General features: G+C 43.7%; 11 protein-coding genes. All 11 read left to right on the top strand.

Translation table 11 applies throughout. The features are described 5' to 3' along the window. The first annotated feature begins 36 nt into the window (after positions 1 to 36). The 11 genes from dxs to G601_RS0120495 all read left to right on the top strand — a co-directional run bounded on the left by dxs (position 37) and on the right by G601_RS0120495 (position 13,442). A complete protein-coding gene (gene dxs, locus G601_RS0120545; protein ID WP_026666456.1) occupies positions 37 to 1,905 on the top strand; it encodes a 1-deoxy-D-xylulose-5-phosphate synthase in 1,869 nt (622 codons plus the stop codon). Then, the gene (locus G601_RS0120540) at positions 1,898 to 2,788 is read left to right on the top strand and encodes a TlyA family RNA methyltransferase (protein ID WP_026666455.1); all 891 of its coding nucleotides are present in this window, start codon (positions 1,898 to 1,900) and stop codon (positions 2,786 to 2,788) included. The genes dxs and G601_RS0120540 overlap by 8 nt, the downstream gene beginning before the upstream one ends. A gap of 5 nt (positions 2,789 to 2,793) precedes the next feature. Continuing rightward, the gene (locus G601_RS0120535) at positions 2,794 to 3,645 is read left to right on the top strand and encodes an NAD(+)/NADH kinase (protein WP_026493398.1); all 852 of its coding nucleotides are present in this window, start codon (positions 2,794 to 2,796) and stop codon (positions 3,643 to 3,645) included. Beyond that, positions 3,642 to 4,088: an arginine repressor gene (gene argR / locus G601_RS0120530; protein WP_026493399.1), complete on the top strand. Its 447-nt coding sequence runs from the start codon at positions 3,642 to 3,644 to the stop codon at positions 4,086 to 4,088. Before G601_RS0120535 ends, argR begins: the two co-directional genes overlap by 4 nt. Before the next feature lie 79 nt (positions 4,089 to 4,167). After that, on the top strand, positions 4,168 to 5,877 hold the full coding sequence (gene recN / locus G601_RS0120525; protein ID WP_026666454.1) for a DNA repair protein RecN: 1,710 nt from the start codon (positions 4,168 to 4,170) through the stop codon (positions 5,875 to 5,877). 43 nt (positions 5,878 to 5,920) lie between these two features. After that, entirely contained in the window at positions 5,921 to 6,547 is a 627-nt protein-coding gene (locus G601_RS0120520) for a DUF1836 domain-containing protein (protein ID WP_026493401.1), read from the top strand. Positions 6,548 to 6,629: 82 nt separating this feature from the next. Beyond that, positions 6,630 to 9,083, top strand: coding sequence for an ATP-dependent helicase (locus G601_RS0120515; protein ID WP_026666453.1), 2,454 nt, complete (start codon positions 6,630 to 6,632; stop codon positions 9,081 to 9,083). Positions 9,084 to 9,171: 88 nt separating this feature from the next. After that, a complete protein-coding gene (locus G601_RS0120510) occupies positions 9,172 to 9,438 on the top strand; it encodes a hypothetical protein (RefSeq protein ID WP_026493403.1) in 267 nt (88 codons plus the stop codon). Beyond that, positions 9,435 to 10,844, top strand: coding sequence for a 23S rRNA (uracil(1939)-C(5))-methyltransferase RlmD (rlmD, locus tag G601_RS0120505; protein WP_026666452.1), 1,410 nt, complete (start codon positions 9,435 to 9,437; stop codon positions 10,842 to 10,844). Before G601_RS0120510 ends, rlmD begins: the two co-directional genes overlap by 4 nt. Before the next feature lie 495 nt (positions 10,845 to 11,339). Continuing rightward, positions 11,340 to 12,545, top strand: a complete 1,206-nt coding sequence (locus G601_RS24425; RefSeq protein ID WP_330368890.1) for a recombinase family protein — start codon at positions 11,340 to 11,342, stop codon at positions 12,543 to 12,545. A gap of 132 nt (positions 12,546 to 12,677) precedes the next feature. Next, positions 12,678 to 13,442 carry a hypothetical protein gene (locus G601_RS0120495; RefSeq protein ID WP_026666451.1) on the top strand — a complete coding sequence of 255 codons (765 nt, stop codon included), beginning with the start codon at positions 12,678 to 12,680 and terminating at the stop codon, positions 13,440 to 13,442. Positions 13,443 to 13,577 lie beyond the last annotated feature (135 nt).

Here is a 13,577-nt window from a genome sequence, read left to right as displayed (position 1 = left end):
GAAGAAGACGGCACATAGTGCCGGATGAGGGTGAATATGTTACTGGACAACATAAATAAACCAAATGACATAAAGAAAATACCGAATGCTAAGCTCCCGGAATTAGCTCAGGAGATAAGAAATTTTCTTATAGAAAAGATAAGTGTTTCAGGCGGACATCTTGCATCAAATCTGGGTGCAGTTGAGCTGACCATGGCGCTTCATCTTGAGCTTGATTTGCCTAAGGACAAGATAATATGGGACGTTGGACATCAGTCCTATACCCACAAGGTGCTTACAGGTCGTAAGGCCGGTTTTGATACACTTAGGAAATTTGGCGGAATGAGCGGATTCCCCAAGAGATCAGAGTCTCCATGTGACTGTTTTGATACAGGACACAGCTCTACCAGTTTGTCTGCAGGACTTGGAATGGTAAGAGCAAGACAGCTTGCCGATGAAAAGTACACCATCGTATCCGTAATCGGTGACGGCTCACTTACAGGCGGACTTGCATACGAAGCCCTCAATAACGCGGCTAAGCTTGATACGAATTTCATCATGGTTCTTAACGACAATGAGATGTCTATTTCTGAGAACGTAGGCGGAATGGCAAAGTACCTCAACGTGGTTAGAACAAATGAGGGATACCTTAATTTAAGGGATGATATCTACAATTCACTTAAGAATTCAAGTCCCAAGATGGTTAAGGGAATCAGACGAGCTAAGAACAGCTTTAAGCAGCTCTTTGTGCCCGGAATGGTTTTTGAAAATCTTGGAATAACATATCTTGGTCCCATAGACGGACATAATATCTCAGCTTTAAGAGCGGCTATCCGCGAAGCCAAGAAGGTTCGTAAGGCCGTTATGATACATGTGGTTACCAAAAAGGGTAAGGGCTTTGAGCCTGCTGAGAGGCACCCTGCCAGATTCCACGGAACAGAGCCGTTCCTTATTGAAAACGGAATCCCGAGGAACCCCAGAACCACAGCTAATTATCAGGATATTTTCAGCACAGTTATGTGTAAGATCGGTGAGAGAGAGCCCAAGGCGGTTGCTATTACAGCGGCTATGGCTGATGGTACCGGTCTTAAGAGATTCAGGAATATGTATCCTGACAGATTTTTTGATGCAGGTATAGCAGAGGAGCACGCAGTTACCTTTGCGGCAGGACTTGCTGTTGGCGGCTTCCATCCGATATTTGCGGTTTACAGCTCATTTTTACAGAGAGCCTACGACCAGGTACTTGAGGATGTCTGCCTTCAGAATCTGCCGGTTACCTTTGCAATTGACAGAGCCGGACTTGTAGGAAGCGACGGAGAGACCCACCAGGGAATATTCGATCTGTCATACCTTTCAAGCATGCCTAATATGCACATCATGGCACCCAAGAATAAGTGGGAGCTTTCAGATATGCTGAAGTTTGCGATACAGTTTAACGGACCTACTGCCATACGATATCCCAGAGGTAACGCCTACGATGGACTTCAGGAGTTCAGAGCGCCCATAGAGATGGGCAAGGCTGAACCCATATACAAGGAAAGAGATATCGTTCTTTTTGCTGTCGGAAGCATGGTTAAGACTGCGGAGAAGGTAAGGCATATTCTCATTGAAAAGGGCTATAACTGCTCACTCACAAATGCCAGATTTGTTAAGCCTATCGATGGTGACTACATCAGAGAGGCAGCTAAGAAGCACAAGCTCATCGTAACCATGGAAGAGAATGTGGTTTCAGGCGGATTCGGAGATCAGGTCAGAAGATTCATATGTGATGAGGAGATTGATATCGTGCAGCTTTGCATCGCTCTTCCAGATGAATTCGTAACCCACGGCTCCTGCGACCAGCTCTACAAGGAACTGGGTGTTGACGCCGAGTCTGTTGCTAAAAAGGTAATTAGAAAATACGAGGAAATAACTACAAATGGCTAAGGAAAGACTGGATGTTATTCTTGTTTCCAGAGGACTTGCTACCTCCCGTGAAAAGGCAAAGGCTGTCATTATGGCAGGCGATGTTTTTGTAAACGGACAGAGAGAGGACAAGCCCGGAACATCCTTCGATGAATCAAAAATTACATCACTTGAAGTCAAGGGAGATCAGCTCCCCTATGTCAGCAGAGGAGGTCTTAAGCTTGAAAAGGCGATGAAGAGCTTTGAGCTGACACTGGACGGCTTCGTGTGTATGGATATAGGAGCATCCACCGGTGGTTTTACGGACTGCATGCTCCAGAACGGTGCTTCCAAGGTGTACTCCGTTGATGTAGGTCACGGACAGCTTGCATGGAAGCTCAGGTCAGATGAGAGGGTTGTCTGCATGGAAAAGACAAACTTCAGATATCTGACAAGGGACGACATAGATGATGATCTTGATTTTGCATCTGTGGATGTGTCCTTTATATCACTCACTAAAATTCTTATTCCCGCAAGAAAGCTCTTAAAGGACGGCGGCGAGATGGTATGTCTCATAAAGCCCCAGTTTGAAGCAGGAAGGGAAAAAGTTGGAAAGAAGGGTGTGGTAAGAGAGCCCGAAACTCATGAAGAGGTTATCCGCAAGGTAATCGATTTTGCTGACATAATCGGCTTTAATGTTTTGAATCTTGATTTTTCACCGGTGAGGGGACCGGAAGGAAATATTGAATATCTGCTCTATATCCATAAGGATGAGAGCAGGAATGCAGAGGTCAGTGAGATAAATGAAGGCACAGGTCTTCACATGCTCGCAGACGTTACGGAGGCAGGGAATGGAAAATCCTCTGACCCAGATATGCAGAAGCTAATTGAGGAGACGGTAAAAAGAGCGCACGGGGAGCTGTAAAAACTATGAAACGGTTTTTCATAATCACGAATAAGAGTAAGGATCCTGATATGAAGGAAACTGACAGGATCCGCAACTACCTTGAGTCACACGGGGCCATCTGTGAGGTGGCAGAGATAGAGAGGGTTTGTGCCGGGAATGGTCCTGAGTACAAATGTGAAGTACCTGATTCCTCCGAGTGTTGCATAGTTCTCGGCGGAGACGGAACGATGCTTCAGGCAGCGAGAAATGTTCTTGAGCAGAATATTCCGCTCATCGGAGTTAACCTCGGAACCCTGGGCTATATGACCGAGGTTGAGCTGTCAGAAGCAGAGAGTGCCATGGACAAGCTCCTTAACGATGATTATGAGATTGAAGACCGCATGATGCTTCAGGGGATTCTTTGTCAGGGCGAAGAAAAGGGTAAGAAGAACTTCGCACTTAATGACATCGTTATTGCAAGATGCTCATCACTGCAAGCCTACAATTTTAATGTATATGTAAATGACCAGCCGCTTACTTCCTATAAGGCGGACGGAGTAATTCTTTCCTCGCCTACAGGATCAACGGCTTACAACATGTCTGCCGGGGGACCGATTGTGGATCCCAAGGCACAGATATTACTTTTGACACCTATATGTTCACACACCGCTAATTCCAGGACCATCGTATTATCTGAAAATGATAAGGTTACGATCGAGATCGGAGTCGGAAGAGCAGACAGCGTTCAGAGGTTGGAAGCCTCCTTCGATGGCGGAAAGCGCTTTATTATGCAGAGCGGAGACAGGATTGATATATCCCGCGCTGAACAGGTAACCAGGATACTGAAGCTAAGTAGCGAGAGCTTTTTAAATATTTTGAGGAAAAAACTTGTATGAAGAAAAAACGACAGAGCAAGCTTATAGAGATTATCCAGAATAATGTCATTGAAACTCAGGAGCAGATAGCGGATATGCTCAATGCTGAAGGGTTTAAGGTGACACAGGCGACTGTTTCAAGAGATATCAGGGAGCTTCGCCTCACTAAAAGAGCCACGCCTGACGGAAGGCATAAATATGTCTATCTTCAGGACAACGCCTCAATGAATGATAAGTACGCCGATGTTCTTAGAGCCGGCTTTATCAGTATGGACAGTGCACAGAACATTCTTGTTATCCGCACGGTTTCGGGAATGGCCATGGCTGTAGCTGCAGCCCTGGATGCACTTGAATTTGAAAGTATAGTTGGATGTATTGCAGGTGATGACACCATCATGGCAGCAATACGTACAACTGCCGATGTACAGAAGGTTATGAATGAACTTAATGAGATCATCGGATAATTATCGGTAATCATTCTTCTTTTGAAGAATTTACACTCCCTAAGTATGCCCGAAGAAGCACGAAGGGAAAGAGGTAAATATGTTATATAGTCTACATGTGAAGAATCTTGCTCTTATAAATGAGCAGGAGGTTGAATTCAGAAATGGTCTCAATATCATGAGTGGTGAGACTGGAGCAGGTAAATCAGTCATAATCGGAAGCGTGAATCTGGCGCTGGGTGAAAAGGCCAACAGTGCCATGATTCGAACAGGCGCAGAATATGCGCTTATTGAGCTGACCTTTGGAATTACCAATGAAGCTCAGCTTAAGAGCTTAAAGGAACTGGACATCCCTGTAGATGAGGATGGAACCCTGATACTCCAGAGAAAGATCATGGAGGGCAGAAGCGTTTGCAAGGCCAATGGAGAAAATGTAAGCGCAAGGCAGCTACGAGATCTTTCCAATATTCTGATAAACATCCATGGTCAGAACGACCATCAGGAGCTTTTGCATAAAAAGAAGCACCTGGAGATACTTGATGATTTTGCAGGCGAGGAGCTTACAAAGCTCAAGGAAAAATGCGCAGCCTCATATAAGAGCTGGAAGGAAGTCCTTGGCAGCCTCGAGGAGACAAACCTCGATGAGAGGGAGCGCGAGAGACAAAAGGATCTTGCAAGCTTTGAGTTTAATGAGATAAACGAAGCAGATCCAAGACCCGGTGAGGATGATGAGCTCGAGACAAAGTACAAGAGAATGGTCAACTCCCGAAAGATTGCCGAGGCAGCAGGTATAGCTGCAGAGGTTACGGGAGCAGGAGATTCAAATGACAGTGCTGCGGATGCCATAGGCAGAGCAGTGAGAGAGCTTTCTTCCGTAAGCAGCTATGATGATAAGGCTGCGGAGCTGTTGGAACAGCTATCTGATATAGATAATTTATTATCGGATTTTAGACATGCGATTTCATCCTATATCGATGAGCTGGAATTTGATCCTGAAGATTTTCAGATCACAGAGGACAGACTTAACGTTATCAATCATTTAAAGGATAAGTATGGCGGAAGCATCGAAGCAGTCTTAGAATACAGAGACGAGAAGGAAAAAGAGCTTGAAAAGTTAGAGGACCTTGGTGCCTATAGAGAAAAGCTCATTGCTGATGAAAAGAGACTCCATGATGAGACTCTCGCAATCTGCAAAAAGATTTCTGATTTAAGAAAAAAGAATGCAGACGTGTTATCAGGCCTTTTGAAGAAGGCTCTTGAGGACCTGAACTTCATCGATGTGAGATTCGAGATTGAAGTAAGACCTGATGAGGAAAAGATGGCAGCAGGCGGTTTTGATGATGTGGAATTCATGATATCCACAAACCCCGGAGAGAAGATAAGACCTCTAGACCAGGTGGCAAGCGGTGGTGAGCTTTCCAGAATAATGCTTGCAATCAAGACAGTTGTTGCTGAAAAGGATGACATCGACACACTCATTTTTGATGAGATAGATGCCGGAATCAGCGGACAGACCGCATGGAAGGTTTCAGAGAAATTAGGACTCCTTGCAAGAGGACACCAGATAATCTGTATCACACACCTTCCTCAGATTGCAGCCATGGCTGATAACCACTACGAGATCGCAAAGGGAACTCAGGACGAGGATGGACAGGAGAGAACTGTGACTCAGATACACAGACTCAGCGATGACAACAGAGTTTCTGAGCTGGCGAGAATGCTTGGCGGTGCCCAGATTACGGATTCCACTCTGGAGAATGCAAGAGAAATGATGCACCAGGCGGATGAGGTTAAAAAGAGCATAGCCTGATTGCAGCAAATAAAGTATAGATGATTTTAACTGGAGACATATAATGACACTGGATTATGATGATCTTTTAAATAGCATAATGGCGAGTCTTGACAGGACCAAGCAGGTGGAGGTCAATGATATTCCCAATATTGATCTTTACATGGATCAGCTTCTGACCTTCATGGAGGAGAACCTTCGCAAGTCAGCAAGACATCCCGGCGTTGATAAGATCCTTACCAAGACCATGATCAACAATTATGCCAAGAATGATCTACTGCCGCCGCCTATTAAGAAGAAGTATTCGAAGGATCACATAATCCTTTTGATTTATATTTATTATTACAAAAACATCCTGTCCTTCAGCGATATTCAGACTCTTTTTGAGCCACTGTATAAGCGCTTTGGCAATGATGATGCTGAGATCAATTTGAAGGATATCTACACCACAATTTATGATGCGCAGGATGAGATAATAGCTCATCTCAAAGAGGATATTAAGGAAAAATACGGAAGAGCTCAGGAGTCATTCCCCGAAGCAAAGGGCGAGGACAAGGATGAGCTTCAGATGTTAACCTTTATCTCCATGCTTTCTTATGATGTTTTCATTAAGATGCTTCTTATTGAAAATATCATAGACCATATCCAGGAGGAGCGCGGAGATACAAATAAAAAGAAGAAGAAAAAATGAGAAAATAGAAGCATTCTCCCTATGGGAGAAGGTGGCGCAAAGCGCCGGATGAGGGAAATATTAGAAAGGCAACAGATTTTTAATGAGTATATACGATACCCTGAATAGTGAACAGAAGAAAGCGGTTCTGCAGACAGATGGCCCGGTGCTGATACTTGCAGGTGCAGGTTCGGGAAAGACCAGAGTGCTGACACACAGAATCGCTTATTTAATTGACGAATGCGGAGTTAATCCCTGGAATATTCTCGCCATCACCTTCACTAACAAGGCAGCAGGCGAGATGAGAGAGCGTGTCGATAAGATAGTGGGCTTTGGCTCAGAGAGCATATGGGTTGCGACTTTTCATTCAACCTGTGTGAGAATCTTAAGACGCTATGCGGACAAGCTCGGATATGACAACAACTTCACCATCTATGATTCAGATGATTCAAAGTCCGTTTTAAAGGACATCTGTAAAAGATATCAGCTTGAGACAATGCAGCTTAAGCTTCGTGGAATCCAGACCGCGATATCCCATGCAAAGGACAACTGCGTGGATGCCAATGAGTACGCGCTCACATCAGGCTCTGATTTCAGAAAGCAGAAGATAGCCAAGGCTTACATCGAGTATGAGAATACTTTGAAGAAAAATAATGCCATGGACTTTGATGATCTGCTTTTAAACACGGTGAAGCTTTTTCGGAAGGAGCCCGAAATCCTGAAGCAGTATCAGGAAAGATTCCGCTATATCATGGTGGATGAGTATCAGGATACCAACAATGTACAGTTTGAATTCATAAGACTTCTCGCTGACAGATATAAGAACCTCTGCGTGGTTGGTGATGATGACCAGAGTATCTACAGATTCCGAGGTGCCAATATCAGGAATATTCTTGATTTTGAAAAGGTTTACCCGGATGCGACAGTCATTAAGCTGGAGCAGAACTACAGATCAACTCAGAGCATACTTGATGCTGCAAACGCAGTAATTAAGAATAACTACGGACGAAAAGACAAGGCACTCTGGACCGATGAGGGCAAGGGCGAGCTTGTAAAATTAAAGCAGGTTACCCAGGCACCGGAGGAAGCTGAATATATCGCATCTGATATCTGTAAGCTCAAGAAAACCGGCAAGGCAGATTATAAGGACATCGCTGTTCTTTACAGAACCAATGCCCAGTCACGACTTATAGAAGAGCGATTCGTCTATGAGGGCATTCCCTATGACCTTGTGGGCGGCGTTAACTTCTATGGAAGACGTGAGATAAAGGACCTTCTTGCATACCTTAAGACAGTTGATTCGGGTGCAGACGACCTTGCTGCCAGAAGAATAATAAACGTTCCAAAGCGAGGAATCGGAGCTACCAGCATTTCGCATGTTCAGGAATATGCTGATACCCATAACTTAAGCTTCTTAAAGGCTTGTGCAGAGGCTGATCTGATTCCCGGACTTAATAAACCGGCACAGTCTAAGATTAAGGCCTTTGCCGAGATGATACGAGTTTTCAGAGCCTTCTCAAAGGAGTCCAGACTTGATCAGCTCCTTCAGCACATCATAAGGGAGATAGGATTTATAGATTATCTCTATACACTGGATGAGGGCGATACCACTGAGGATAACGAGCGTCAGCAGAACGTGGACGAACTTATATCAAAGATGGCAGCCTATGAGGAGAAGGAGGATGAGCCTACACTTACAGGCTTCCTTGAAGAGGTTGCTCTCGTGGCTGATATCGATAATGTATCTGATGATGATGACAAGGTTCTTCTTATGACACTCCATAGTGCCAAGGGACTTGAGTTTGATCATGTATATCTTGCAGGTATGGAGGAGAATGTATTCCCCAGCTACATGACTCTCATGAACGAGGACAGCGATCCCGAGGGACTTGAGGAGGAACGCAGACTTGCTTATGTTGGTATAACAAGAGCAAAGAAGCACCTCACTCTGACCTGTGCAAAGTGCAGAATGAACCGCGGTCAGATCGAGTACAATCGCATGAGCAGATTTGTATCAGAGATTCCCGATAACCTTCTTGAAAAGGTCGGATTTGCGGAGAGTACATATCTCTTTGATGGAGGAGAATCCATCGATGATGATGACGACATCGATCTTGATACCGGCCGAATTTTCAAAAAGAAGATGGACTTCTCAAAGCCCGCCTATGGCATGAATTCTCAGAGTTCACCGCTTAAGAGAAGTGCCTATGCCGGCACAACTGCAGCAGTTCAGCCCTCTTACGGAAGACCTGTTGCAAAGCCAGCACCTCCTAAGAAAAGAGCGGTTCCAAAGGACAAGCCCTTTATTGCAGGCGCTGCAAGCGCTCACAGCAAGGCTTCTCTTGGAAAGCCCGGACTTGCGGGATTATCAAAGGGAGCACCTGCTTCAGCAACACTTGAATACGGTGTGGGCGACAGAGTAGCACATGTGAAATTCGGTGTGGGCACAGTTCTTGATATCGTAAAAGAGCCAAGAGATTATAAGGTTACCATCAACTTTGATGAGTATGGACAGAAGATAATGTTCGCTGCTTTTGCGAAGCTTAAAAAAGTATAAACTCTGCTAAATCGATAGAAAGAATATGATTTATTGGATATAATTATAGTAGTTGTTTGACAATTAACATCTTGGAAAGGGGTATGAAATGGAAAAGAACAGAATTGAAGATCTTCTTGAAATGACAAGGATTAATGAACTTCTGGAGAAAAAGGAAGCAGCTAATGCTAAGAAGCCTGCAAACATTATCTTATGGTGCCTTGCAGTATTTGGTGCAATCGCAGCGGTTGCTACTATTGCCTTTTTAGTTTTCAATTACATGATGCCCGAGTACGAGGATGATTTTGATTATGATGATGACGATTTCGACGACTTTGATGACGACGATTTCGTTGACCTGGATTTGGAGAAATGAAGAAAAAAGATATCGTAACGGGAAGAATTGTTCGTGTTGAATTTCCGAACAAAGGCATAATGGAGACACCTGAGGGAAAGGTAATCGTCAAGAATACCCTCCCCGGCCAGAAGGTGTCATGCGTGATTATTAAAAACAGAAATGGCAGAGCAGAAGGCAGGCTCCTCGAGGTCCTCGAAGAGCCTATTGATGCTATAGAAAGCCCCTGTATTCACTTTGGTAAATGTGGAGGCTGTACTTATCTTACCATGCCTTACGTCAAGGAGCTTGGTCTCAAGGAGCAGCAGGTAAGAAGAATTCTTAATCCTATTCTGGAAAAGCAGACACAGAGCTATACCTGGGAAGGCATCAAGACCAGCCCGGTTAAGTTTGCATACAGAAATAAAATGGAATTTACATTCGGAGATGAGGAGATCGGTGGTCCCCTCACTCTTGGCATGCACAAAAGAAACAGCATGCATGACATCGTTAGCGTTACAGGCTGCAGAATTGTTGATGACGACTACAGCCAGATTCTTAGTGCTACAACGTCATATTTTGGAAAGCTTTATAAAGAAGGAAAAATCAGCTTCTATCACAGAATGAAGCAGGAGGGATATCTTAGACACCTTCTCGTGAGAAAGGCTGTCAAGACAGGCGATATCCTTATAGATCTGATAACAACAACTCAGGAGGATCACGACCTTTCAGAGTACAAGGATATGCTTCTTACACTTGAACTCTCAGGACATATCGTAGGTATCCTCCACACTATTAATGATGCTAAGGCAGACGCAGTAATTGATGAAGGAACAACTATCCTTTACGGACAGGACTATTTCTTCGAAGAGCTTCTGGGACTGAAATTCAGGATTACTCCTTTTTCATTCTTCCAGACTAACTCCCTTAGTGCGGAGGTGCTTTACGGAACAGTAAGAGAGTACATCGACGGACTCTATGACAACACCACAGAGGATCCCGGTGATAAGATTATCTACGATCTCTACTGCGGAACAGGAACCATCGCTCAGATAATCGCACCCATCGCCAACAAGGTTATCGGTGTCGAGATCGTCGAGGAAGCTGTTGCTGCCGCTAAGGAAAACGCCGCCCGCAATCATCTTCTTGACTGCGAGTTCATCGCCGGCGACGTACTTAAGGTACTGGATGACATCGAGGATAAGCCTAACCTCATCATCCTCGATCCTCCCCGCGAAGGCATCAACCCCAAGGCACTTAAGAAAATCATCGACTACGGTGTTAAGCACATGATCTACGTCAGCTGCAAACCTACCTCTCTTGCGAGAGATCTGGAGATTCTCGCCGAGGGCGGATATTATGTACAGAGAGCTGTTGCAGTGGATCAGTTCCCCTGGACGAATCACGTTGAGACGGTAGTATTGCTGACAAAGGTTGAACCCAGTTAAATAGAAAAATACAAGTGGCTTAACGGTGCGCTTTGTGGCTAACGTTAAAAGATGTTAGCATGCAGAGAGGCACCGTTATTTTTATGCTTTTTTTAAAGTGTAGGGGAATTGGACTACGTTAGAGTCGAGACGGTGGACCTGTTGGATTTGAAAAGTGAATACAGTTTAACGATAGCTTTTTATAGATTTGGGCTGATACATGTTCTGGCCATCAGTGGTGTCCAGACGGAGCACTAAACTTATCCATTCATATTGAAAACGCAGTGGTAGGGCTATTCAGAAGGATAGGAGAGTCAAATATCCATTCATATCTGGGCTGGATGAGGAAAGTGTATAAGAAATTATCAGAGGTGGGGGGGAATAAGATTTGGCGTAATTAAAAGATTTGGCGAATTAAATATGCTTTCGCTATAAGCTGTTTGATTCAAGTGTTGAGGTATATAAAAAAATCCTGCTATAATAATAATTGGTTATTATTTTTGAACTAGAAAAACTATTACTTTAGCGATCATCTTTGAAAAAGAGAACATCAATACCTTAGATTCTACCGGAGAGCTCCTACTTACCATTATGGCATCGCTGGCCCAGCAGGAATCAGAATCCATTAGCCAGAACGTCAAAATGGGTATTCAGTACAGATATCAAAACGGACAATATAACATCAACTACAACCGTTTCCTCGGATATACCAAAGGGCCGGATGGAAAGCTTGTTATTGTTGAGGACGAGGCCAAGATAGTAAGGCGCATTTATAAAGAGTTTTTGGACGGAGCTACATTGAGAGATATCGCAAATGGTTTACAACGAGACAAAGTTATGACAGGCGCGAAAAAATATAAGTGGCACATGAGTACTGTGGAAAAAATTCTCAAGAACGAGAAGTACATGGGAGATGCTCTTATGCAGAAGACTATTACAAAAGACTTCATGCAGAAAACTAGAAAGAAGAACGATGGGACAGTTCCTCAGTATTATGTTACAAATGGGCATGAAGCGATTATTCCAAGGGATATCTTCACGGAGGTTCAGGAAGAATTTCTTAGGAGAAACAGCATCTATACTAAGACCGGTAAGAAGAGACTTTATTCCAGCAAATATGCTCTTAGCAGCTTATGTACCTGCACAAAATGCGGAGATGTTTATAGGCGGATCGTTCTAACAGACAGAGGCAAGGTCACCATCAAATGGAAGTGCTGCACCAGATTTGAGCATGGGCCTAATGCATGCCCGGCTCCAATGGTTCCCGATGTTGAGCTTAAGGAAGCAGCGGTTACAGCAATCAATCAGGTCCTTAAGTGTTCAAAGGATATGAAGGTAAAGCTCAAAGAAAACATTGAAACAGCTCTGGCCAATGATAATTCTAAGGAGCTTGAGGCTATCAATAAGGTACTGGCCGGAAAACAGAAAGAGTTGTTAGAGCTTGCCCAGGCAAGGAAAGATTATTCGAAATTGGCAGAGGAGATAGAAAAGCTCAAAGTTGATAAGAAAGAGCTGATGGTTGATAAGGCCAAGAACGAAGGAGTTAAGAGAAAAGTTGCGGAGATGGAAAAATTCCTTCAGGAAGCGCCTACCGAGATTGCAGAGTTTGATGATATCATGGTTAGGCGCTATATCAAGGAGATCAAGATTTACGATGACAGATTCCAGATCATTTTTAAGGCTGGAATTGACATAGATGTGCCAAGAAAAAATACAAAATAAAAGGTAGATAAAGCTCAGGAAATAAGCCTCCTGGGCTTTATTTTTTTGCGAGTAAAGAATAGAATGAACATATTGTATAGACAAAACTGGATGTAAGATTTAATTTCAGTAGGATAATGGACTAAGTAAAACATGAAGAAAAGGATTAATAGAAAAGAATTTAATGATTTTAAAGCTTTAATACAAAGGGATCTAAACTCGGATGAATATCCCTTTGTTGTAACTGTTCAAAAAAATAAAATTGTTGCCAGGTGGAAAACGCAGCAAATCTCGGAAGAAACTGACAACAGGGACACCGGTTCCTTTTATGTGACATATATACTTAGCAGAGACAAAACGTTTTGCGGCGGTGAAACCTTGCTTGTCAAAGATACTTATAAGCCGCCATTGTCCACGGAGACCAGAGCTGTTTTTTCACTCTCTACACCGAAGAATTTGCCTTGGAGAAAAAGAATCGATCATAAGGATTGGGCGAATATTGGATTTGATGAGGACAAACTCCTTTCCATCATTGAACATTATCTGAGAGATCACGGTTTTGCATATCTCCCGGGAATATGGAATCACAAACGCTTAAGCTGGGAAGAGGGATTTTTGTTTCGCATTGCCGGTATTATTTTTCTATTCGTAGGCATTTTTTTGCTAGTGGGATTTTTGAATAGCTCAATGATCAGTGATTGCTTACGAGTAGAAGCTTTTTTCGCAGCAGCTATTTTCCTTCTTTTGTTTGCGACGCTGCTACCATTGATCATGATCATAATTGGAGGCCTGATGTCTCTGATTGGATTTGGCAAAATGGAATTCTATGACCTCAGGCCGGAAGTGGGCATCAAGTTGGTTTTAAGTATCATTATAGTATCCTGGTCAGTGATATTTGCATTGACTATTTCAAATTGAAGGATGTGACGATCATAGGTATATCTCTCGGAGGGTACCTTGCACCCAGAGCCGCAGCTTTTGACAAGATCACGCAGGATATGCAGGATAAATGCGAAGAAATTTTGTAGCAACGAATGATCAGATCATCTTCTG

The organism is Butyrivibrio sp. FC2001 (assembly GCF_000424125.1).
In the GTDB taxonomy this organism is placed as follows: Bacteria; Bacillota; Clostridia; order Lachnospirales; family Lachnospiraceae; genus Butyrivibrio.
Note: the sequence above shows the minus strand (reverse complement) of the source record. Positions and strands in the feature narration are given on the sequence as shown.